At 45.8% G+C, this 24,367-nt stretch carries 10 protein-coding genes and 2 pseudogenes; 8 read left to right on the top strand and 4 right to left on the bottom strand.

Translation table 11 applies throughout. From position 1 onward, the window contains the following. Positions 1-421: 421 nt before the first annotated feature. Genes KUA48_RS05045 through KUA48_RS05035 form a run of 3 tightly spaced genes read right to left on the bottom strand, consistent with a single transcriptional unit; the run spans position 422 to position 7,369 of the window. Entirely contained in the window at positions 422-2,896 is a 2,475-nt protein-coding gene (locus KUA48_RS05045; protein ID WP_218433667.1) for a glycoside hydrolase family 127 protein, read from the bottom strand. 11 nt (positions 2,897-2,907) lie between these two features. Continuing rightward, positions 2,908-5,361, bottom strand: a complete 2,454-nt coding sequence (locus KUA48_RS05040; RefSeq protein WP_371833702.1) for a family 43 glycosylhydrolase — start codon at positions 5,359-5,361, stop codon at positions 2,908-2,910. A gap of 22 nt (positions 5,362-5,383) precedes the next feature. Beyond that, a complete protein-coding gene (locus tag KUA48_RS05035) occupies positions 5,384-7,369 on the bottom strand; it encodes a glycoside hydrolase family 97 protein (RefSeq protein WP_218433669.1) in 1,986 nt (661 codons plus the stop codon). Positions 7,370-7,698: 329 nt separating this feature from the next. On the opposite strand from KUA48_RS05035, the gene KUA48_RS05030 reads away from it, so the two are divergent. The 6 genes and pseudogenes from KUA48_RS05030 to KUA48_RS05005 all read left to right on the top strand — a co-directional run. Then, a complete protein-coding gene (locus KUA48_RS05030; protein ID WP_256624512.1) occupies positions 7,699-10,548 on the top strand; it encodes a beta-L-arabinofuranosidase domain-containing protein in 2,850 nt (949 codons plus the stop codon). Between the two features lie 232 nt (positions 10,549-10,780). Beyond that, positions 10,781-13,913 (top strand): annotated as a pseudogene (locus tag KUA48_RS05025) (SusC/RagA family TonB-linked outer membrane protein). 17 nt (positions 13,914-13,930) lie between these two features. Further along, a complete protein-coding gene (locus KUA48_RS05020; RefSeq protein ID WP_218433674.1) occupies positions 13,931-15,721 on the top strand; it encodes a RagB/SusD family nutrient uptake outer membrane protein in 1,791 nt (596 codons plus the stop codon). Positions 15,722-16,135: 414 nt separating this feature from the next. Next, complete coding sequence (locus KUA48_RS05015) at positions 16,136-17,245, top strand: transposase (RefSeq protein ID WP_369503326.1); 1,110 nt, start codon at positions 16,136-16,138, stop codon at positions 17,243-17,245. Positions 17,246-17,450: 205 nt separating this feature from the next. After that, positions 17,451-18,368 carry an IS982 family transposase gene (locus KUA48_RS05010; protein WP_118142112.1) on the top strand — a complete coding sequence of 306 codons (918 nt, stop codon included), beginning with the start codon at positions 17,451-17,453 and terminating at the stop codon, positions 18,366-18,368. A 285-nt stretch (positions 18,369-18,653) separates the two neighbouring features. Then, positions 18,654-18,791, top strand: a pseudogene (locus KUA48_RS05005) (DUF6055 domain-containing protein); the annotation flags it as partial. A 744-nt stretch (positions 18,792-19,535) separates the two neighbouring features. Here KUA48_RS05005 and KUA48_RS05000 read toward each other — a convergent pair. Then, on the bottom strand, positions 19,536-20,420 hold the full coding sequence (locus KUA48_RS05000; protein WP_218433612.1) for an Rpn family recombination-promoting nuclease/putative transposase: 885 nt from the start codon (positions 20,418-20,420) through the stop codon (positions 19,536-19,538). A 260-nt stretch (positions 20,421-20,680) separates the two neighbouring features. Here KUA48_RS05000 and KUA48_RS04995 point away from each other — a divergent pair, with 260 nt between their 5' ends. Next, on the top strand, positions 20,681-22,033 hold the full coding sequence (locus KUA48_RS04995) for a DUF6055 domain-containing protein (RefSeq protein ID WP_218433611.1): 1,353 nt from the start codon (positions 20,681-20,683) through the stop codon (positions 22,031-22,033). A gap of 74 nt (positions 22,034-22,107) precedes the next feature. Beyond that, positions 22,108-24,255, top strand: a complete 2,148-nt coding sequence (locus KUA48_RS04990) for a DPP IV N-terminal domain-containing protein (RefSeq protein WP_218433609.1) — start codon at positions 22,108-22,110, stop codon at positions 24,253-24,255. Positions 24,256-24,367 lie beyond the last annotated feature (112 nt).

Raw genomic sequence — 24,367 nt, 5'->3', positions numbered from 1 at the left:
ACTAAAATTTGAGAAGAACCAGTTTTAATGCGTTGTTTTAATAGCCATATTGCTATATTGTATGTGTAAATGGTTGATACTCAGCGTAAAAGTGTGTATGGCAATTCTCGGAAAAGCACCGGGAATTGCCATATATTGTTATAGTGAGAATTAGTACCCTCATTTTCGTCGCGACGTATCAGATGCTACGTCGGGACGCAGTTGTTGTTACGTCGCGATATATCAGATGCTACGTCGGGACGTAATTTCTTCCGCATCGATGGCGAAGTTATGAATAAAGATTGTTCATGGCAATATATGGCAGATAACCCCTAAAAATAAAGAATTGCCATATCCCTAACAGCTTTGTAATCAGAGAGATTACTGGCTGGTATGGCAATATGGCAATTCTTGAAAGAAAAATATTTAAAAATAAGTCTTATTACTTCACGCTCCACTCAAACAAACCACAGGACAGAGTCTCTGGCTGCTTCAGCTCGAGCTTAACTGCCTTGGTCTTCACTGGGTCGAAATTCACGATGCAGGCTACACCTCGCTTGCATGGATAAGCATCGGCTCCTGGAACTTCCTTCCAGTTGCCTGCCTCGTCCTGATAGTAGAGCTTCCAGCTGTTTGGCACCTTGCAACCGCCCCATGGCTGGTCGTCGTACCAATATATGGTGCTGGTCTTGATCTCCTTGCTCTCTGGGAAGGTGTAGGTAATCCACTCTGTAGTGTTCTTCTTTGGCCACCAGTGGATGTATGGGACAGAGCGGTCGTTCTCATCGGCTGGAACCAGTCCGTCGGTGATGCTGCTCTTGGCAGGCACTGGAGAAGAGAATTCTACCTTAGCCTGAGCTGCGAGAGTTGCAGGAGCTGATGGCTTTGCAGCCTTGACATCCTGTGGCAACCATACCTTCATATTGCCGTTGCCACGATGAGCCCAGGCGAAGTATGGGATGAGAGTCAGGGTCTGGTCCTTGGTGCTCAGCTTGCCGCTCTTGTCGTAGGCGAGGGTCTGCACGTTCTCGGTCAAGGTCTCCATGTTCTGACCCTTGTAGAGTGTCAGCACATTCTTATATTTAGGGTCGATGAAGTCATCGTACGAGAGCTTGCCCTCAGCGAACTGAGGTTCGCGGTTCTCCAGGATGCTCATGATGTCGAAGCCCTGGTTGTCTGGCCACTCTGCACAATATACGATAGGACCACGCTCGATGCTGATGCAGCCACGGTCGGCCTCTACCTTGTTGTTGGCACGTACGGTGCGTGCCTCCATGTCGAAGTGAACGCGAACCACATCGCCCTTCTTCCACTTGCGGTTGATGGTATAATAGCCATCCTCTGTTACCTTGGCCTCTACCTTCTTGCCGTTTACGGTGATGGTATAGCCCAGTCGCTTGCCGTCGCTGTAGTAGTAGAGGTCAGATGGAACAGGCTGTCCCTTCACCCATCCAGGGATGCGAATCTTCATACCGAACTGTCCAGCCTTGTTGTCATCTACCTTGATGGCGATGTCGCCGTTCCAAGGATATTTTGTGTCCTGGCTCAAAGCCACCTTCTTGCCGGCTACTTTCAGAGAAGAAGAGTTGCTGAGGAAGAGGTTGACATATACATTCTTATCCTTTACGGCATATACGTAGCCTGGGAGGGATGGCAGGAAACGGCAGATGTTGCTAGGGCAGCAGGCACAGCCGAACCAAGCCTGGCGCTGATGCTGACCCATGCTCTCCAATGGGTTAGGGTAGAAGAAGCCGCCGCCGTCCATGCTCACACCACTGATGAGACCATTGTAGAGGGTACGCTCCAATACATCGTAATACTTACTCTCGCCATGGAGGAGGAAGAGACGGTAGTTGACATAAACATTGCCGATAGCTGCGCAGGTTTCGCAGTAGGCACTCATGTTAGGCAACTCGTAGTTCTTTCCGAAAGCCTCGCCGTTGTTAGTAGCTCCGATACCTCCGGTGATGTAGAGCTTCTTGCTCACGATGTTGTCCCAGATGCGGTCGATGGCGTGGATATAGGCAGTATCTCCGGTAAGGGCAGCTACATCTGCCATACCAGCATACATATAGGTAGCACGTACAGCATGACCTACAGCCTCGTCCTGCTCCAATACCGGTTTGTGGCTCTGAGAATATTCCTGTTTGATAGATGTCTTGCCACGATAGTCGAGGAAGAACTTAGCCTCTTCGAGATATTTCTTGTTGCCGGTAGCGAGATAGAGCTTGCAGAGCGCCATTTCGGCAATCTGATGTCCCGGTACCACGCAAGCCTGTCCTGGGTTGGGACCAACCTCGCGAACCACGCAGTTGGCATAGCGGATAGCGATGTCGAGGAACTTGCGGCTACCTGTAGCCTGCCAGTGAGCCACGGCACCTTCTACCATGTGACCGAGGTTGTAGAGCTCGTGGCTCAGATCCTCTTCCTTGCTCCAGCGCTTGTCGCCAGCCCAGAAATGAGGATGCTTCGGATTCTGTGTACGGGCGGTATAGAGATATCCGTCAGCCTCCTGAGCCGGAGCGATGATATCGAGCACGCTATCGATATACGCCTTGAGTTTCTTGTCTGGGTAGGTCTGTAGCACGTAGCTGGCACCCTCAATCGTTTTGTATGGGTCGGTGTCGTCGAAGCTGTAGGGCATCAGTTTGCCCACATCATAGGTGTCGCTTGGATGAGCGGCACGCTCAAAGTTCTTGTATCTTCCCTCCGACTCGCATTTGCTGAAAGCCAAAGGTATAGTCACCTTGCGAGAGGTTTCGATACGCTGTCCCCAGAACGTATTGTTCCAAACCTTTACTGATGTGAAAGGCACCGGAGTGATAGGATAACCACCCGAGCTCTTGTTTACCTTTTGTGCCGAAGCAGGCATCAATGCCAATGCTGCCAAGGCTGATGTTACTAAAATCTTCTTCATGTATTGCTAGTTTATTTTGTTTGTCTTTTGTAAGGAATGTATTCATCCCAAAGTTTCAATGAGTGCAGATAGCCTGAGAAAGGCCATGCCTCTTCGGCATTCTTGCCCAGAAGCATAAACTGCGATGGCTTGACGAGGAGCTGGATATCCTTCTGGCTGATGAGCTTGTCGTTGATGTAGATGCTCTCGATTCTACCATCGAAGCAGACGTATACGTGCTGCCACTTGCCTTCCAGGGTCTTCATCTCCTTGTAGCCGGCATCCTCATACCATCCGTAGTGGTTCATCACACCGCAGCGTGGTTCGGTGCCGTTTACCAGCATCAGCTTTTCCAGTTCATCGTGAGAAGAGGTGAAATCGGCTACGCATTCATTCTCGGCAATCTCCGGATTCAGAATCCATGCCTCGATGGTATATGGAGCGTTGTCGCGGATAGTGGCTGGGAGCATGAAGTTGCTTCTGTAACTCTCCTTGCCGGTAAAGGCGAATGCCTTCTTGCCCTCTATGGTCTTGATGATGGCTGCTGTATCGTGCTGCGTCTCGAACTCGCCCTTGAGGTGAACATCCAGCGGACTGCCGTTCTTGATGTAAGGCACGGTATCGCCCTCGTTGTAGTAGTCAGCGCTGATATCTACCACTAGTCCCTGACAGTTCTTGTCGGCTACTGCCTCACGCACGATGCTGCTCTGGGCATCGAAAGCCTTTTCTGCCGCCTCCTGTTCCCAGTTATAATAACGGAGATTGGTGAGGGTAAATTGTTTTTCGCCTGCAAGAATTTCCAGTTTTCCTTCAGAAAGATTCAGACGAGGATCGTTTTCATCTATCTGATGCCAGCTTCCGTTGTCGAAAGCTTGGGCGGTGAGGGTATGCTTGCGTGTCTTGCCGAGCTGTGGATGAGTCATCACGAGCTGGGCACCCGGTTGCAGGGTGATGGCATCTTTGCCAGCCATACGCTCTCTGAGGGCTGTACCCTGAAGAAGCGAGAACTTGCCGGCGAGCATTCCCTCGTTGTTATGCCAGGTTTTGCCGTCGAAATCGGCTGCTGTCAGACCGAGCCACTGCTGTGGGGCTGAATCTTCTACGGAACCGTAAACCTTGATGTTCCAGATGGCGCCACCGAAACCGTTCTTCTGTCCGCCGGTATAGGTGAGACGGATGTACTGCGCCTTGGCATTTCCGAAATCTACCATCGGCGAACCAGCTAGACGGTTCTGTCGCTTGTCGGAGAAGGTCTGCCAGTGCTTACCGTCATTCGATGTCTCGATGATATACTGATAGAACTGGGTTCCGTATTCAAACTGAGTCCAGATGCTCTTGATGCTCTGCTTCTTGCCCAGGTCAATCTGAATCCAAGCCGGTCCGGTGGTGCGAGGGCGCCAGAGCGTTCCGTTGTTGTCATCAACCGCATATTCCGGACGGAAGTCGTTGTCGTAGTAGGAAGAGGCGGTAACCTTGGCACCGAAGGCGAGGTTCTTAGCCACCTTCATCTCCGGTTTCAGATCGAGACCTTCATGGGTTGGAACGACTTCCTTGATGGTACCGTCGGCATTGAATTCGAGTTTATCGATTGCCACCTGGCGATGGAATCCACGGTTGGAGTGCGGATTGTCGTGGCGATGATATACGATGTAGTAGTTGTCGCCTTCCTGCAGTACGCTGTTGTGTCCCGGACCATGAACGGTTCCGTCGGCATTGGTCTTGAGGATGGTGCCGTGGTAGGTATAAGGACCGAGCGGACTCTTGGCTGTTGCGTAATCCACACGATAGCTGGCATCCTCGCAATGCTCGCAGGAGTAGAGGAAGTAGTAGATGCCGTTGCGCTTGAAGACGAAAGGAGCCTCGAAGAAGTGAGTAACCTCGGTGTTCGGGATGAGTTTGGTTTCGCTGAACGACTTCATATCAGGATTCAGCTTGCCTGCTCCGCAACCGAAGCCTTTGTAGATGCCCCAGGTTCCCCAGTACATATAGACCGAACCGTCATCATCTCGGAAGGTCTGACCATCCAGGGTGATGGCATTCTTCACGAATCTGTCTTCCACCAGCACAGCTTCGCTTTCGCCCAGTACGTTCTTCCAAGGACCGCGAGGTGTATCGCCCACACCCAGATGGAGCTTGCAAGGCTGGCAGTAGAGATAGTAATACTTGCCGTCGGCTTCGTTCTTCATCACGTCCGGTGCCCATATCCAGTGGCTGTCTGGCCAGTTCATCGGCATCAGAGTCCAGTTCTTGAAATCCTTGCTGCACCAGAGCTGTGCCGGTCCGAAACCGGCTCCGCTTCCGTCTGTGGTAGCATATATATAATAGGTGTCACCAAACTTCTTGATGGTTGGGTCGGCAAAATAGCCAGGCAGGATAGGGTTGCCGGCTCCCGGAGTGTTGTAAGCAGCTTTCTGGGCAGCCCCCATCTGAGGAACTGCCGCAGCTGCCGTTACGAATAGTGTTACAATTATATTCTTATTAACCATATCAACTTCTTTTTTAAAATGTTCATTTCTTGATAACCTTGATGACGAATCCACCGCCCGAAGCAAGATGGATCTTCATTTCTGAATTCTGATGGATGACAGATTTCTCTATCTTGTAATCCTCTGCATCGTGGTTGGCATTGATGCCATCCTTCAGTACGATTGCCTCGTAATCGCCATCTGCGAGGAAGTCAAACTTCAGGGTGAGCGTGCGCTCATCCCAGTTGCTCTGACCGCCTACATACCAGTCGTTGCCCTTCTTTCGGGCGGTAACGATATACTTTCCGATTTCTCCCTGAGGCACGATGGTCTTGTCGAAGACTACTGGCAATGAAGCGATGTATCGGGTGTATGGCTCATCCGCCTCGTAGTTGGTAGGAGTGTCGGCGAGCATTGTAAACGGACTGTCCTGTACGATATAGCAGGCAGCCTGGTGGCATCGTGTACCCATCGAAATCGGTTTGGTGTAGATTGCCTTCCAGTTGTCGCGGGTTCCGTTTCTCATCGCTCCCGGTGTGAAATCCACCTGTCCTGCCATCATTCGGATATATGGGAAGGTGACGTCGTAGAGCGGCATATCATTCTTAGCCTCCGTCCAGCGGCATTCTTCCATACCGAATACACTCTCGTAGTTGAGGATGTTAGGGTAGGTGCGGTTCAAGCCGTGTGGCTTGTAGATGCCATGCAGGTCGAGGATAAGATGATGCTTGGCGGTGCAGGCAGCCAGGCGTTCTACCATTTCGATGGCTGTCTGGTCGTCGCGGTCCATGAAATCCACCTTGAATCCCTTGATGCCCATATCAGCATAGGTCTTACAGATGGTTTCCAGGTTCTCGTCCATCACGTTGAAGACTGCCCAGAGCACGATATCCACGCCCTTGCTCTTACCGTATTCTATGAGCTTAGGCAACTGGATATCGTCTATTGGTTTCAGAATGCTTCCCTCTTTCGAGTTGTACCATCCTTCATCGAGGACGATGTATTCCAAACCATGATTATGAGCAAAATCTATATAATACTTGTAAGTTTCAAAATTGATGCCTGCCTTGAAATCCACCCCTTTCAGATTCCAGTCGTTCCACCAGTCCCAAGCCACCTTTCCGGGTTTGATCCAGGAAGTATCTCCAATCTTGTTGGGAGCAGCCAGGGCATACACCAGGTTGTTGGTCGGCATCTGGGTGTCGTGCTCTGTGATGGCGAAGATGCGCCAAGGATAATTTCGCTTGCCGGAACTTACAGCGATGTAATCGTGGGCACTCTTCACGTGGCTCATGTGTCGCCAAGGGTAGTAAGCCATCTCCTTAGGATAAGGAGCAAAGGCGGCTCTCAGGATTCCCTTCTCCTGATCCAGTTTGCTGCTGTTAGCCTTCAGCCACATGCCCGGATAGCTCTGCAGGTCGCTTTCCAAAATGGTAACCTTCGCCTTGCCGCAATCTATGGTAGCTGGCAGAAAGGCTAAATCCTGCTTAGCGGTATCGAGCTGAGTCTCGTGATAGATATTCTGGAAAGCCATAGCAAAAGGCTTTTCGGGTGTAGTGGTGTATGGCAGCCATGCCTTCTTGTCCTTGCCGAACTGGTAGGCGGCTGTTTCATTCAGGATGATGGTCTTGCCTTTTCGCTGAGTATAGAATCGGTAAGCCACTCCCTCATCGTAAGCTCTCAGGATGATGCCGAAACCGTTCTTCAGTTTCAGGTTCAGCTCCTGATAGCTGGTTTCGATGCTTGGCTGGCGATAGAACGGTGCCTGGATGATTTCCTTGTGGTTGGAGATTTTGCGGCTCGCAACCTTCGGGTTCTTGCCCAAGTCTATTCCATCGCTCAGCACTACACCTATTGAAGACTCCTGTAAAAGAATGGAGCCATTGTATTTAAATTGAAGAGAGAGAGACTTGTTGGTGTTGAGTTCTGCTACGATTTTACCATCTGGTGATTTCACCAGATAGTTCTCTGCCGATACTGTTGCCCCTATATATAATAAGGTGGCGATGAAAAAGAGTTTCTTAACCATAACTTTCTAGGTTTATTGTTGTTTTGTCCGTTTTGTTGTTTGCTTGGTGGCAATGCCTGTATTACCGGATTACCACAAGTTTTTATTTCTGCTGCAAATTTACGAATAGAATTGTTTATGTAATGCAAAGAAAGTCCAAAATGATGAAAATATCGTATCAAAAGCCCCCTGTTAGACGATAGTTGCATCTTTATGTACGATAATTTTAGGACTTCGTTGATTTTTTCTGTTATTTTGCAGCCAGAAAAATAAACGAAACAATAATAAACCTAGAAGATATGGATTTAAAGCAGTTCACATTATTAATAGGAGTAGCTTGTTTGCCTGGAATGACAACAGCAGCCACGGTTTATCGCACTATCTCTAAGGTGGAGGCAATATCAGTGGATTGTCCGGTGGGCACAACTCCCCGACTTCCTAATCTCGTATGGGTAACCTATTCTGATGGTTATTCAGAGTATCGCCAGGTGCGCTGGGCTAACGCTCCGCTTGCTGATGAGCAGGCTGAGGCTGATGCACAGAAGCATCCTGCCGGGAGCCAATATGAGATAGGTGGTTTTGTGATTGGTGATGAGACTACCGACAATGGTTATCCTGTCAAGGCACAAATCAAGGTGGTGGCTGAAGGCTATCAGACTCCAGAAAAGGAAGTGGCTCATACCTTCTCACTCGCTGATGTGAGCATAGATGGTGACAACCGACTCACCCACAACCGTGATGAGGCTATCCGTGAGATCTGTTCCTGGGATGTTACCCAACAACTCTACAACTATCGCGATACCTACGGACTCAGTACCGAAGGGTATACCAAGAGTGATGGCTGGGATTCGCCAGACACCAAGCTCAAGGGTCATGGATCAGGCCACTATATGTCGGCAATCGCACAGGCATACGCCGTGGCAACCAATCCTGAACAGAAGGCAATCCTCCGCAAGAACATCACCCGAATGGTGAATGAGTTGCGAGAGTGTCAGGAGAAGACCTTCGTATATAATAAGGAACTGAAGCGCAACTGGGAGGCTCGTGATTTCGCTCCTGAGGCTGAACTCAGAGAGATGAAGGGCACCTGGGCTGCTTTTGATGAGTATAAGAAGCACCCTGAACTTTATGGTTACGGCTATATCAACGCCATTCCGGCTCAGCATTGTGCTCTGATTGAAATGTATCGTGCTTACAACAACTCCGATTGGGTTTGGGCTCCTTATTACAGCGTACACAAGCAACTTGCCGGTCTGATAGACATCGCAACCTACTTTGATGATAAGGAAATCTGCGATAAGGCTCTCCTCATCGCCAAGGATATGGGACTCTGGGTATGGAACCGCATGCACTACCGCACTTACGTAAAGCAGGACGGCACCCAGGATGAGCGCAGAGCCAAGCCGGGCAACCGCTACGAGATGTGGGACATGTACATCGCCGGTGAGGTGGGAGGTATGAGCGAATCGCTCTCCCGACTTTCCGAGATGGTTTCCAATCCGGATGAAAAGGCAAAGCTCCTCGAGGCTGCCAACTGTTTCGATGCGCCTAAGTTCTATGATCCGCTGAGCAAGAACATCGATGACATCCGCACCCGCCATGCCAACCAGCATATTCCGATGATTATCGGAGCGCTGCGCAGCTACAAGAGCAATCAGAAACCATACTATTACAATCTGGCTGAGAACTTCTGGAGACTGGTGCAGGGCAGATACATGTATGCGATGGGTGGTGTAGGAAATGGAGAGATGTTCCGCCAGCCATATACCCAGATTCTGAGTATGGCAACCAATGGACTGCAGGAAGGCGAATCGGAGGCTTATCCGGATATCAACGAAACCTGCTGCGCGTATAACCTCGTCAAGTTGAGCAAGGATTTGAACTGTTATAACCCTGATAATGCGCAGTATCTCGACTATATCGAGCGCACGCTGTACAATCAGATTATCGGTTCCCTCAATCCAGACCAGTATCAGACCTGCTATCAGTATGCGGTAGGATTGAATGCCACCAAGCCATTCGGCAACGAGACTCCTCAGAGTACCTGCTGCGGCGGTACAGGTTCTGAAAACCATACCAAGTACCAGCAGTCGGCATATTTCGCCAACGACAACACCCTCTGGGTAGGTCTCTATATGCCAACCACCCTCCACTGGAAGGAGAAGGGCGTGACTATCAAGCAGGATTGCCTGTGGCCGGCACAGCATTCAGCCATCAAGATTACGGAAGGCGAGGGCGATTTCACCCTGAAACTTCGTGTACCATACTGGGCAACTCAAGGTTTCTCTATCAAGGTGAACGGCAAGGAAGTGGCAAAGAGCTATCAGCCTAGCACCTATGTAGAACTGGAGCAGAAGCACTGGAAGGTGGGAGATGTCGTAGAAATCGACATGCCATTCAGCAAGCATATCGAATATGGTGCCGACAAGCTTTCGAGCGATGTGGCAAGTCTGGACGGTACTCCGCTGAAGACATCCTGGGTAGGAACCCTGATGTACGGACCATTGGTGATGGCAGGCACAGGCGCACAGACCTGGAACCAGGCTACGCTGAACATAGACTCCAAGTTGAGTAAGATAACCGTGGGCGAATCAAATGGCGTGACAACAGGTGCGGGAGCCAATCTCCTTACCCTGAAGCTGGATGGCAAGGAATTCCAGCCAGACTATTATCGCAACGCTAACAGTACCCACTACTACCGCATCAACCTGACCGATGCCAAGAGCAAGAAGAGCAAGAAGGTGAAGATAGATTTCACCGAACTGAATTCTCTCCTGAATCTTGCCGCAGAGCGTAAGGCAGACCAGGAGAAGTGGAATGCCCTCTCTCAGAAGGTTCCGGAGTATGCTCCATGGGCACCATTCGGCTATGAGCGCATGCAGAAGGTGATGGCTCAGGCACAGGAACTGGTGTCAAAGGGCAAGAAGAAGGTAACCCAGGATGAACTGGAAGGTACTACTGCCATCCTGAACCGTGCCATCAACACGATGCGCCCTGGCAATCTTGCAGAGATGGAAGACCTCCGAGAACTTTCCGGTCTGCTTCGCCGTGCCGGTTGGCCGGATGACAACACCAGCGAGGAACTCAAGGAAGCTATCAGTTATGGCAGAATGGTTCAGAAATACGTAACCGACGGAAGTGGAACCCACGACATGATTCATGCCGCTGTGGAAAAACTGAAGAAGGCGATGAAACAATAAAAAAGATATAGAAACAACAAAACAATAAAACATTAAAGACAACAAAGACATCATTTAGAATAAACAACATTTAAGAGTAACAAAATCGGCTTAAAAGACGAAAATATCGTCTAAATCGCCAGGTTTGGACGATATTTTCACTCTTTTAGACGATAATGTGGCACGATATGCAAAATATTGTGTTACTTTGCAATCGAAATTTAAACAATAATAAACCTAGCAAAAATAGAAAATGAGACAGACACAAAAAATCTCAGGCTTTGTACATAGCCAAGCTTATGTTAAAGCCATCGCGTGTTTGGTCCTTGCCTGCGGAGGTACATTACCTACTATTGCGGCAAATGAGACCTTATCAAACCCTTCTGTACAATCTGTTCAGCAGAATGGTACCACCATTAAAGGTGTGGTTGTAGATGAACAGGGCGAACCTATCATTGGTGCAAGCGTTGTAGAAAAAGGCAATGCTAAGAATGGTACTGTTACCGATCTTGATGGTAACTATACCTTGCAACTCAAGAAAAGTAATGCTCCTGTTGTAGTTTCCTATATCGGATATAAGAGTGTAACCATCGTCAAGGGTGGCAAGGTTACTCTGCAGGCAGACAACAAGCTCCTGGATGAGTTGGTTGTCGTAGGTTATGGTACCCAGAAGAAGGCTACCCTTACTGGTTCTGTATCTTCTATCGGTAGTGACGAATTGAGTAAGATGGCTGCTACCAACATTACCAATGCCCTGGCTGGTAAGACAGCGGGTGTCATCGCCAATACCCGTACAGGTGAGCCTGGTGCTGATGATGCCAACATTCTTATTCGTGGTAAGGGTACAATGGGTGATACATCCCCATTGATTGTAGTTGATGGTGTTGCCGATCGTTCTTTCGGTCGTTTGAATCCAGATGACATCGAGAGTATTTCCGTATTGAAGGATGCTTCTGCTGCCATTTATGGTGCGCGTGCAGCCAATGGTGTTATCCTCGTTACCACCAAGCGTGGTAAGGCAGGTAAGGTACAGGTGAAGTATGATGGTACTGTATCTTTTTCTCAGCCTACCCGCATTCCTAAGATGCTGAATGCTTATGAGTATGCTACCTATACTAATGAGTTTGATAAGAACCGAGGTGCTGCACTTACCTATCCGGAAACTGCCATTCAGAAAATCAAGGATGGAACAGACCAGATTAGCTTCCCTGATACCAACTGGTGGGATGCTGTAGCACAGGATTGGGCTACCAATACCCAGCATAGTCTTTCAATTAGCGGTGGTACAGAGAAAATTTCTTTCTATACTTCTGCTCAATATATGCAGCAGGATCCTATTTACAAGAATAGTCCGCAGAAATATAAGCAATATCAGTTTACCACGAATCTTGATGCACAAATTAACAAGAGCATCAAGTTGAGTATGGATATCTTGGGTCGTCGTGAAACCCGCGACCGTGGTGTACGTTCTACAGAGGAAATGTTTGGTTATTTCCTGACCACCAATCCTATGTCGGCACCTTATTATCCTAATGGATTGCTCCGCAAGGGATTTGATGGTGTAACCAATAATGCAGTCTTGATGATTTCTGATATTCCTGGTAAGAGCAATACAACCAATAATACATTGAATATCAAACCGAAAGTTCATGTAGATTTGGATGTTGTTACCAAAGGCTTGTATGCGGAAGGATATGCAGCGTTGGATTTCAATTACAACAATGGAAAGACAATGTACACTCCTTTTGATATCTATCAGTACAACTCGGAAACTCAGGAGTATGATAATTTGAGAAGTTCTACTGGTAATATTTCGCTTGATTCTTGGTCTAGCAACTCTGACCGTATCACTTTGAATGCCCGCATTGGCTACACTCGTACCTTTGGCGATCATAAGGTGGATGCTTTCGTATCTTACGAGCAGATGAAGTACAAGTACAATTACCTGTATGGTTATCGTACTAATTTCATGTCATCTGCACTTCCTGATCTTGATTTTGGTGGAACCAAGGATACAGACAAAAATAATTCGGGAAGTTCTGATGAGTTTGCTCGCCAGAACTGGTTCGGTCGTGTAAACTATAACTATAAGGATAAGTATCTTGCAGAGGCAACTTTGCGTTATGATGGTTCTATGAACTTTGCCAAAGGTCACCGCTGGGGTCTGTTCCCTGCTGTGTCTGCTGGTTGGGTAATGTCTGAGGAAAGCTGGTTTAAGCCACTCACCAAGGCTGTCAATTTCTTGAAGTTGAAGGCTTCATGGTGTTATGGGTAATGATAATATCTCGGCTTATCAGTATTTATCTACCTATTCTTACCGTGTAGGAGACAATGCAAACTTGTATGCCTTTGGTACAAATCCATCCTTAGTACAAGGTATTTACTCTTCAACTGTGGCTAATCCATTGGTAACATGGGAAAAGGCTCATTCTTGGAATGCCGGTTTCTCTTCTCAGTTCCTGAATGGAATGTTTGGCTTGGATTTCGACTGGTTTAAGTCTGCCCGTCGTGATATCTTGATTACTCGTAATGCTTCTGTTCCAACCTATTCTGGTTTGACTTTGCCTTCTGAGAATCTCGGTAAGGTAGATAATACAGGTTTCGAAGCAGTTGCTTTCTATAAGGATCACAAGGGTGATTTCTCCTGGAATGTATCTGCCAATGTTACTTATGCAAAGAATGAGGTGATCTATATGGATGAGGCTGTGAAGACTGTAGCTTGGCAGTGTATAACAGGTCATTCTATGGAAGGCTATACACTTTATCATGCCACTGGCATCTATCAGACTCAAGAAGAAGTGGATAATTCTGTTCATTTGCCAGGAGCAAAACCTGGTGACTTGATTTATGAGGATACCAATGGTGATAAGCAGATCACTTGGGATGATGCTGTTCGTACGGATAAGAGTGCTACACCACGTTGGATGTTCGGTCTGACTCTCGGTGGTTCTTGGAAAGGTATTGATTTCACAGCATTCTTCCAGGGACAAGCTGATGCACAGATTCTCGTAAAGCCAACCATGAATATGGCAAAGGAGTTCTATGATGGACGTTGGAGAGAAGATGCTTCTGAGTCAGAAAGACTCAATGCAAAATATCCACGTGCATTCATGTCTGTATCTCAGGTTGATACCCGTAATGCGCTGGATTCAGACTGGTGGTTGCGAGATGCTTCTTTTGTTAGATTGAAGTCTATGGAAATTGGTTATACATTCCCTAAGACTCTGATTCAGCATATAGGCTTGAGCAATGCCCGTATCTACGTGAATGGTAACAATCTCTTTACTATTGATAGCGTGAAGATTTTCGATCCTGAGATGACTGCCGGTATCAAGGGATATCCTATTCAGCGCTCATGGACATTCGGTCTTAATTTAGCATTTTAATTAAAAAATAGACAACAATGAAATATAATATATTTAAAGGAAGTGCCATTGTTTGTATGGCATTAATGATGGCATCTTGCTCCGATTTCCTGGATGTAGATCCTCATAATAAAATTTCTGATGCTGCTGTCTGGAGTAATGTTGATTTGGCAAATGCTGCTCTTAGCGATTGCTACAGATATGTAGAAGGTGAGAATGAACAAGGCGTGCCTTTCTGTAGTTATACAGATGATGTTTATCACCGTACAGGTTATGCAACAAATGTTTATTGCGAGGGTAATGTGTCCTGCGATAACTACAACGTTGGTTTTTCTGAGGCTCGTGGTAACACTTGGCATTTCTATTATACAGGAATCAAACAAGTGAATGAATTGTTGGAAAATATAGATAACGTTCCTGCAGCAGAAGGTACTTCTGATGCAACTAGAAAAAAGCTTATCAAGGGACAGGCTTATTTCCTTCGTGCATTCTTCTATCATCAATTATATTCACTCTATGGCCGTGTTCCTCTGATTTATTCTACTCTCGGTATCAATTCAGAGTTTGGTCAGACACGTGCTCCTATGGATGAGGTTGCTGATTCCATTTGCAACGATTGTGATCGTGCGGCAAATATTCTGCCAACAAAATACAGCTCAAGTGATGACTTCGGACGTGCAACAAAGGGAGCGGCTTTAGCTGTTAAGGCTCGTACTTTGCTTTATAAGGCTAGTCCTTTGTTTGGTACTCCTTCCCAGGAGCGTTGGCAGGCTGCTGCTGATGCCAATAAGGCTGTCATTGATTTGAACGTTTACAGTTTGTCTTCTGTCAGCAATGCTGATGAGTATGCAGCTCTGTTCTATAATGCAGAAAATCCGGAAATTATCTTTGAGAAGCTTTACAATGTAAAAGACCCAGAAGGTGGTGCATTAAACTATCTTTTCCAAGCTCCTATGGGCGCCTTTACTGGTGGACATGGTTGGGGTGTATGGTTACCAACTTATCAGGCTGCTGATGTTTATGAGAATGCGGATGGTAGTAAGTTTGAAATGAAGAATGTCGGTCCACATGCTATTCAGATGCCTAGCGTTGTTGATGGACAAACCGTTTATAAGGATACAACGATTTTGGCTACCTCGAATTCTCCATACGAAGGTCGTGAGATGCGTTTCTATGCAAACTTTATTTATGATGGTTCAAAATGGGGCTATGGTGATGCCAATCGTGTAATTGGAATTTACGAACCAGGTCAAGCTGGTGTCAAGGGTGGTAATTCGTCTGCTTGCAATACTGATGACGAGTACTGGAATGCAACCAAGACCGGATATTATATGAAGAAGTTCCTGAATCCTCAATATAATAATGAGCAGGAGGATGAGGTGGATACTACTCCTTGGATTTTCTTCCGCTTGGCTGAAATCTATCTGAACTATGCTGAATGCCAGATGGAGCTTGGCAATAAGGCTGAGGCTTTGAAGTATATCAATCTGGTTCGTCAGCGTGTAGGACTTCCTGCTGCAACTGGTAAGAACTTGCGTGCTGAATACGAATATGAGCGTCGTGTTGAGTTGATGTTCGAGGGACAGCGTTTCTTCGATCTCCGTCGTTGGCAGAAAATGCCGGAAGCATATTCTGCTGCAAATCTTCCTACTGCCATGAAGATTTACAAGATGAAGGATGGTTCGTTGCTTTACTCTCATGATTTGGCTCCACTTCAGACCAGAACATTCAGAGATAAGATGTATTGGATGCCGATTCCTCGTTATGAGTTAGAGAAGTGTCCGAATTTGGATCCTGCTCCTTATTCTGTGGCAGACAGTAAAAATTAAAAGTTAAATATATGGGATAACTGAGTTTCTTGAAATTTAGTTATCCCATTTTTGTTTTAAAATAATAACCAGAACTTTTGCTCGTGGTTCAAGAACGGGCAGAAGATCCGAAACTCCTAGCCCAGAACGTATGGAGTTTATTAGCGAAAGTTCTGTAACAATACTGCGTTAAATTAACATTTAATCGTCTGTAAATCAATAACTTATATTAAGAAATGCTTATGAAAACTTAACTATAAAAAGTTGGTCAAGTCGCTGATTTTTCAGTAACTTTGCAAATCACGACAAACGCAAAATTATATGAATACAGGACTTGACCAATATATGGATATCTTTAAAGATGCAGTTGAAGATTAGGCTGCAAAGTTAACAAAAAGTTTCGAGAAAATACTCATCGAGGTGATAATTTTGTTCATGGTAATACCAAGAAAGATAAATTTCACCCAAATGGGGAGGTATGGCTCGCATGTTGAGCAAACCTATCGCAACGCATTCGGCTTAAAAAAGTCGAAAAGCATTGACTGGCTCAAACTTAATGTCTCACTTGCCAAGCGCTTCTTTGGTAAACAGGGAAGATGGGCTATTGCCATTGATCCCAGCTACATCAGCAAAGCTGGCAAGAAGACTCCACATATCGGTCGTTTTTGGTCGGGATGTGCACAGTCTGTTAAACATGGTCTCGAAATCATGGGTATTGGCCTCATTGATATTGATGCCAAAGACTGCATGATGTTAAAAGCACACCAGTCGCTAAGTAATAAAGAACTGAGTCTTAGAAACAAGACTATGGTAGATTTCTATATCAGCGTCATTAAGCGTTATCGCAAGGAACTTCTCAAACTCTCAACCCTCATAGTTGCAGATGCTTACTTCTCTACAAGTACATTTGTTAATGGGATAAAGAAAGAAAGGTTCTCTTTGATAAGCCGCTTTCGTGACAATGCTTGTCTCTTTTATGTCTATGCTGGTCCACGTACTGGAAAACGTGGTCGCCCCAAGACCAAGGATGGCAAGATTGATATGAAGAATCTTGACCTCACTCGAATGGAGAAGATGGAGATGAAAGATATAGAAGGAACAGCTTATACTTTGATAGCCTATTCCAAGGCACTCAGGTGTAAAGTTAGACTTGTCATCTGGCAGATGCCGAATGGCAAGAAGAAACTATTCTTCTCTACAGACACCTCACTTTCGGGTGAAGAGGTACTTCTTTATTATAGAACCAGGTTCCAGATTGAATTTTGCTTTCGTGACGCCAAAGGCTATACTGGTCTTATGGACTGCCAGGCTCGCGATAAGTGGAAACTCGATTTTGCTTTCAATGCTTCGTTCACATCACTAAATGTTGCCAAGGTAACTATGAAGGAGATGGGAATGGAATATTCTATGTCTTCATTCAAGTCACTGATGACCAACATTTATCTGGTGAAACGAATTTTTAAAGCAAGCGGGTACACCCCGAACCGAACTTTAATTAGCAAGATTTTCAAAGATCTCTCGTGCTTACAGCGTATAGCTGCTTAGCACATTATTGAATTATTAACGAACTATTGCTGTAAATCATGAAACAAATTAAACTGAATACGAGAAACGTAGCAATATTGTCTTTTTTCCTTTTATACCTCAGTTCGGGATAAGAAATAGTGCCTAAAAAAGTTGGTAATCTCCGATATTTTTTGTATCTTTGTAGTTGAAATCCAATTAGTTACAAACATAAAAAGATATCATTATGGAGATTACCAAGGACAAAGTTACAGAATTATTTTGTATTATTGATGAATTTTACAAAGTTTTTGATGCTGAAAATGCAGGAAAATTGCTTTTGGGTGAAGATGGAGTAAAGCGCAGACGACGTAAAGCCTCTTTATCTGATAGTGAAATCATGACGATTTTGCTGTATTTCCATTTCGGCTCGTTCCGAAACTTCAAGCATTATTACCTATTCTTTATTAGAGGAACTTTGAAGTCATATTTTCCAAATGCGGTGTCTTATAACCGTTTTGTAGAACTTGAAAGTCGCGTATTCTTCCCTCTCATGTTCTTCCTGAATCTCCGTGCTTTTGGCAGATGTACAGGTATAACCTTTGTTGATTCAACCATGATACCAATATGCCACAATCTCAGGCGTTATGCCAACAAAGTGTTCAAAGGCATTGCCACAAACGGAAAGGGAACAATGGGATGGTGTCATGGGTTCAAGCTACATCTGGCTTGTAATGATAGAGGTGAGATAATTGCTTTTGTTCTCACTGGTGCAAACGTTAGCGACAAAGATCCAACGGTATTCGATGTGTTGGCTAAACGTCTGTATGGTAAGCTGTTTGCAGATAAAGGATATATCTCGCAAAAACTCTTCGATTCGCTTTTTGAGGAAGGCATCCAGTTGGTAACAGGACTGAGAGTGAACATGAAGAACAAACTAATGCCGTTCTATGACAAGATGATGCTACGCAAAAGATACATCATTGAAACGATTAATGACCTGTTGAAAAATACGGCTCAGATAGTACATTCACGTCACAGGTCTGTTGCGAATTTCATCATAAATATTATTTCTGCATTAGGGGCATACTGTTTCTTTGACAACAAGCCCAAGGCACTTACTGGATACGTTATCGAAGATACGAAACAGCTTAGTCTTTTCTAACATTGCATATTTTACATGAGGATTTTGTCTCAGCAACCATCCAAGATATATAGATGGTTGCCAAGCCTCTGTGTCCCTTATATAAAAACATTATAAAGCCTTTAGATAGAGCTCGTTATCCCGAACTGAGGTCTTTTATTGTTATTGGGCAGTTGCAGCTCCAGTAATGATTCCATGGGAACTGATAGTCCTGAGAATCCTAAACCTTCTGATGTGAAGCTGATGGATAAATTAAAGATTGTTGACTATGGTAAGTACTATTGTCCTGCTAAATGGAATGAGGGATCGGTTCTTGATAATTATAAAATGCAGATTTATCTCCTTTATCAGACTGATTGGCTTGCTATAGGTTCTGGCTATGATGACAAGATTGGTGCCCTTTGGGTAAATCCATCTACCTGCAAGCTGGTATCGCAATGCCTGGGATGATGATGAGACCAATGATGAGCAATGGCCTTATCGTGTGAAGTTCTCGGGGACAGACTTGCTCGTCTTGCAGTAGATAGTTAGTACTATCAGATGAAATTCGTATGAAAAATAAGTTGGTGCATAACAGCTGGTCAACGCTCGCACATCACTTGTTGTGCGAGCGCATATCAGCTGTTATGCAAGCGCACAACAGCTGTTGTGCGGGCTACGATATTAACAATCTCGACAACTTCTCCTATATTCTTAGACAACTTCTCTTATTAACTTAGACAACTTCTATTGTATTCTTTGATAGCTGGCAGCCGTGACTGCTCAGAATACCAAGGCAACAATCCCTGCTCATGGTGTATTGATGGTGAGACTTTCGAAGAAAGCTAAATAGTTAGAAAGTAAAAAAGTGGCAACTGGTTTTCCGGTTGCCATTTTTACTTTACAGTTTGAGCGTGGCTGGAAAAAATCTTAAGAGAAGAAATCATTTCCCTTAAGGAAAAAAATAAAAACCCTTAAGGAAAAATTCTCAATCTCTTTTTTCCCCATTTTTCGGGTGTTTTTGCCTGATTTACTTTCTTAGGAATATTGTTTACATAGGGGGATTGGGGAAGATCCTTATTAAGAATACTAAAGAAAGCATTCTTTCATCAAAATGATAAGGGAATACGATATTGAGGTTTCGTATTAAAAAAGAAAACCATCCGATAGCATTAGTTCCATCGGATGGTTTTCTTGTTTTATTATTGTTTAAACAAGTCTCTCTATATCTTCTATTGAAAGACCTGTACCTTTGGCAACTTGCTCTTGTGTGAGCCCCATGTCGAGAAGACGCTTTGCGGTGGCCAACTTTTCTTTGGCAACCCCTTCTTCTCTGCCTTCTTTCCTGCCTTCTTCTCTGCCTTCTTCCTTCGCTGTATCGATCGAATTTTTAATGTCTCGGTAAGCTTTGAGGCTGTCTTCATATTCACGTAGCTCTTGTTGACTGAATTTTGCGATTTCAGCTTCTTCAAACAACTTCGTGAAAATTCTCTCTTTTAAAGCTTTCGGTCGTTTGTCAAGCTTGGGTAAATTCTTGAGTACATAGAGCCATTTGTCATACAGAGTTTCTAGCTCAGTCTCGCTTTTGTTGAATTTGGCAATCTCAATATATTTGAAAGAAAGCTTGTCGTTAAAGACCTTGAATGTCTTTTTGTCTAGCAGACCAACATCGTGATTGATTTCTTTTTGGTCGAAAGCTTCTTCCTTAAAATCAAAATTGAGTAATGCTACTGTATAAACGTGGTCTAGCTTGAAATTCCAATCCTGTCCTTTTGGTGCTTGCTCTCTGATAGGAAATGTAGAGTAGAAGAGAGAACGATCTTTGAAGTATTTCTGAAAAGCGTTCTGCATTTCAACGATGAACTTTTCTCCTTTCTCATTTTCACAATATACGTCAAAGATAGCTTTGCGCTCTGCGAAAACATCACCAACGTGTTCGCTATTGAGGTAGCGGACATCCTTAATGACTTGCTCTCCATCGAAAAGTGAATTCAGAAAGTTGATGAGCAAGTCTTTATTTGGCTTTGTTCCAAATATACGTTTGAAACCAAAGTCGGTAAGTAAGCTGATATATCGTTCTTCTGATAATCTCATAATCTGTTCTTTTTATAGAATTCTTTTGGCAAAGATACGACTTTTTATAATATCTCCCAAGTTTTTTTGCACAAATCTATCATTTTGATGTAATTTTTGACAAATCTCTAAGATGTTCTTTGAGAAGATACGATATTTATATCATTTTAGACGATATTGCGAGCGTTTTTGCAAGATTATCAGTACTTTTGTGGCGAAATATCAATAACGAAAAGAATAAATAACGCAAAAATATAAATAACGCAAAAATCATAACCGAAATGAAACGAATCTTTTTATCGCTGATACTCACAGCGGCAACCTTGCCTTGGGCTACTGCAGCCCTGGCACAACAGGACCCATCTGAGGCTCCTGCCACCAGACCCGTAAATCCTGTATCTGCACCACAGAAACTCATCTTTGTACCGGACTCTCTGAAACCCTATGATTTCAACAAGGATGATGAGAGATGGTGCTGGCGACATAGTGCACAGACCCAGAATATCGTGTATTTCTGGGAAAAGCCATTCGGAGACAATCCGCAGAATCCTCCTTCGCTCGAAGGTAAGCCGATGAAATTCGACCTGGGCAATCTACAGACTCAGGTAGAACGGTTCTATCGTTTCTTCCGTGACACCCTGAAGTTCTCTCTGCCGGGCAGCATCTGCGACAAGTATAAGATGATGGTGATGGTGAACTATTCGCTGGAAGGAACTGCTTACGGCGGAACTTACGATGACTTTATCGGAGCGCTCTGGGTAACACCTAACCGTATTCAAGATAAGAAACTCAACTGTTTGGCTCACGAGTTGGGACACAGTTTCCAACTTCAGATTATGGCAGACAAGACGGGCGAAGCCTGGGGAGGAAGCGGCTTCTTCGAGATGACATCCCAATGGATGCTCTGGAGAGTGAATCCCGACTGGATAACAGATGAGAAGTATCATTTTGATGCCTTCAGACAGCTTACCCATAAGGGTTATCTGCATCTGGACAACATCTATCATTCGCCATACGTGATAGAATGGTGGGCCGAGAAGCATGGATTGGAAAGCATCGCCCAGCTCTATCGGGAGGGAAAGGTAGGAGAGGATCCGGTTGTTACCTACAAGCGGAAGTATAAGATGAGTCAGAAGCAGTTTAATGATGAGATGTTCGACTGCTATCGTCATCTCGTGAACTTCGATTTCGATTATGCCCGCAAGGAGACCCGTCCTTATGCCTGCACTTTCGATACCAAGATGCTGAAGCAGAAGTATGGTTATCTTCGTCCGGATACAGCTTCGGTTCCAGAGAACTATGGCTTTAATGCCATCAAGTTGGAAATCCCGAAGGCTGGCAAGAAGGTTACTGTAGATTTCAGAGCCCTCGATGCCGAGGGCAAGGTGTTCAAGGCATCCAAGGACAAGATGGCACGCACCATCGGTTACCGTTATGGTTTGGTGGGAGTAACCGCCGATACTGATGAATGCATCTATGGTCAGATGGGTGATGCGATGAATGGAAAGGTTTCGTTTCAGGCTCCAAAGTCCCAGCTTCTCAAGGCGCTCTATCTCGTGGTGATGGGAGCTCCTGCGAATCATTCGCTCGATCCATCTTCCTGCCGTTTCCCTTATGAGGTAAGAGTGAGGTAAGAGTGAAGTAAGATTCGGATAAGAATCAAGTACGAATCGAATAAAAATCATCTACATAAAAAATATCATAGCTTATGAAGAATAAGACTTTATTATCGGCATCTCTTGCCCTGGTGATGGCGATGTCGGCAGTTACAGCTTCAGCACAGGGCACTTTAGAAGATTACAACAGAGCCTATGCGCTGCGTCATCAGTTTTCAGCCGATTCCGTGTTCCATTGGGCACGCTCATCGGCTTGGTGCGATTCCACCCACGTACTGCATTATCAGATTTCTACTCCTCAGGGCAGGAAGTTTGTATCCTATGATGCCGACAAGAATGAGATGAAGACTTATGATTCTCAGGAAGCGATGGAGAAGGCGCTGGGCATCAAGCCTCGCCGCCCTTATAAGCCTCAGTTTGGCAGACGCCATGAGCGCCATTGGATGGAGGTAGATGAGGAGAAGGAGGCTTATCCGGTACTTTCGCCCGACGGCAAGATGGAAGCCTACATCGAAGGTTACAACGTGGTGGTTCATAAGGCAGGAAAACCTTATACCGAAGCCAAGCGAATCCTTACCCAGGATGGTACCATCGGATGCTATTACAGCAACCGCATCCAATGGAGCCCAGACGGCAAGCACATCTTCGTATGCAAGCGTGTGCCGGTAGAGAAGCGCTATGCCTACTACGTAGAATCTTCTCCTGCCGACCAGCTGCAGCCTATCCTCCACAAGCAGGAGTATGCCAAGCCGGGCGATGCCCTGCCACAGCACTATCCGGTCATCATCGATGTGGCTACCGGAAAGAAGGTGGAGGCTGACAAGCATCAGATAGAAAACCAGTATGAACTGGAGTGGATGCAATGGACACCAGACAGCAAGGAGGTGACGATGGAGTACAACCAGCGTGGGCATCATCTCTATCAGATGCTGGCGATGAATGCCGAAACCGGCAAGCTTCGTGCCGTGGTAGAGGAGCGTGCCAATACTTTCGTGAACTATGGTCGTCTGTGGCGTCAGTTTATCAAGGATGGCAAGCAACTGCTCTGGATGAGCGAGCGCGACAACTGGAATCATCTCTATCTCTACGATGTGCAGAAGTCGAAGGTTATCCGACAGATTACAAAGGGCGACTGGTTTGTTCGCGGCATCCAGCGTGTGGATGAAGAGAAGGGAGAAATCTATTTCTCGGCTAGTGGCGTGAACAAGAATGAGGACCCATATCTCGTACATTATTATAAAATAGGTATGGACGGCAAGAATATGGTGGCGCTCACTCCTGAAGAGGGCAATCATAATGCCCAGTACACCAATGATTACCGCTATCTCCTGGATACCTATTCTAAGGTGGATGCCGCTCCTGTTACCGTGCTCCGTGATGCGCAGACCGGTAAGCTCGTCAAGACTCTGGAAACGGCTGATATTGCTACTTTGAAGAAACACGGATGGGTGGCTCCGGAAGTGTTTGTGGCTAAGGGACGTGACGGCAAGACGGATATGTGGGGCATCATCCAGCGCCCTACCAATTTCGATCCTCATAAGAAATATCCGGTTATCGAATACATCTATTCGGGGCCGGGCGATGCCTACACTCCGAAGAGTTTCATGCCATACAACTGGTATACCACTTCGCTTGCCGAACTCGGTTTTATCGTAGTTCAGCTCGATGCGATGGGAACTTCCTATCGTGGCAAGAAGTTTGAGGAGGTTTGCTACAAGAACCTGAAGGATGCCGGATTCCCAGACCGTGAACTCTGGATCAAGGCTGCAGCCAAGAAGTATCCTTATATGGATGCGGATAATGTGGCAATCTACGGTTGTTCGGCAGGCGGACAGGAGAGTACCACCGCCGTATTGCTGCATGGCGATTTCTACAAGGCAGCCTATAGTGCCTGCGGCTGTCACGACAACCGGATGGATAAAATCTGGTGGAACGAGCAATGGATGAGCTGGCCTATCGACTCCAGCTATGTGGAGTGCAGCAACGTGGAGAATGCCCACAAGCTGGAGCGCCCGTTGATGCTGGTAGTAGGCGAGATAGATGATAACGTAGATCCATCGAGCACCTATCAGGTAGTGAATGCCCTGGAGAAAGCCAACAAGGATTTCGAACTCGTGGTGATTCCTGGAGCCCATCATACCATGGGCGAACTCTATGGCGAGCACAAGCGCTATGACTTCTTCGTGAAGAATCTGCTGGGTGTGAAACCGCCTAAATGGAGCGATGTAAAGAGCAAGTAATTCAGACTTCAATCTGTTGATAGTGAAACTTCTCACTTGAATCATTATTTAAGTTTTTGCCTCGAAGCAAACGGATAGTCTTACTTTTAAAAAGTAGCTATTTGCTTGTTTC

It is taken from the genome of Segatella copri (assembly GCF_019249795.2).
GTDB classification, from domain to species: Bacteria; Bacteroidota; Bacteroidia; order Bacteroidales; family Bacteroidaceae; genus Prevotella; species Prevotella copri_B.
Note: the sequence above shows the minus strand (reverse complement) of the source record. Positions and strands in the feature narration are given on the sequence as shown.

Bases quoted from the DNA above. Each gene is read 5' to 3' on its own strand.
- KUA48_RS05020 (WP_218433674.1), top strand. From the start codon at position 13,931: ATGAAATATAATATATTTAAAGGAAGTGCCATTGTTTGTATGGCATTA.
- KUA48_RS05045 (WP_218433667.1), bottom strand. From the start codon at position 2,896: ATGAAGAAGATTTTAGTAACATCAGCCTTGGCAGCATTGGCATTGATG.
- KUA48_RS05010 (WP_118142112.1), top strand. From the start codon at position 17,451: ATGGAGATTACCAAGGACAAAGTTACAGAATTATTTTGTATTATTGAT.
- KUA48_RS04990 (WP_218433609.1), top strand. From the start codon at position 22,108: ATGAAGAATAAGACTTTATTATCGGCATCTCTTGCCCTGGTGATGGCG.
- KUA48_RS04995 (WP_218433611.1), top strand. From the start codon at position 20,681: ATGAAACGAATCTTTTTATCGCTGATACTCACAGCGGCAACCTTGCCT.
- KUA48_RS05040 (WP_371833702.1), bottom strand. From the start codon at position 5,361: ATGGTTAATAAGAATATAATTGTAACACTATTCGTAACGGCAGCTGCG.
- KUA48_RS05015 (WP_369503326.1), top strand. From the start codon at position 16,136: ATGGTAATACCAAGAAAGATAAATTTCACCCAAATGGGGAGGTATGGC.
- KUA48_RS05030 (WP_256624512.1), top strand. From the start codon at position 7,699: ATGACAACAGCAGCCACGGTTTATCGCACTATCTCTAAGGTGGAGGCA.
- KUA48_RS05000 (WP_218433612.1), bottom strand. From the start codon at position 20,420: ATGAGATTATCAGAAGAACGATATATCAGCTTACTTACCGACTTTGGT.
- KUA48_RS05035 (WP_218433669.1), bottom strand. From the start codon at position 7,369: ATGGTTAAGAAACTCTTTTTCATCGCCACCTTATTATATATAGGGGCA.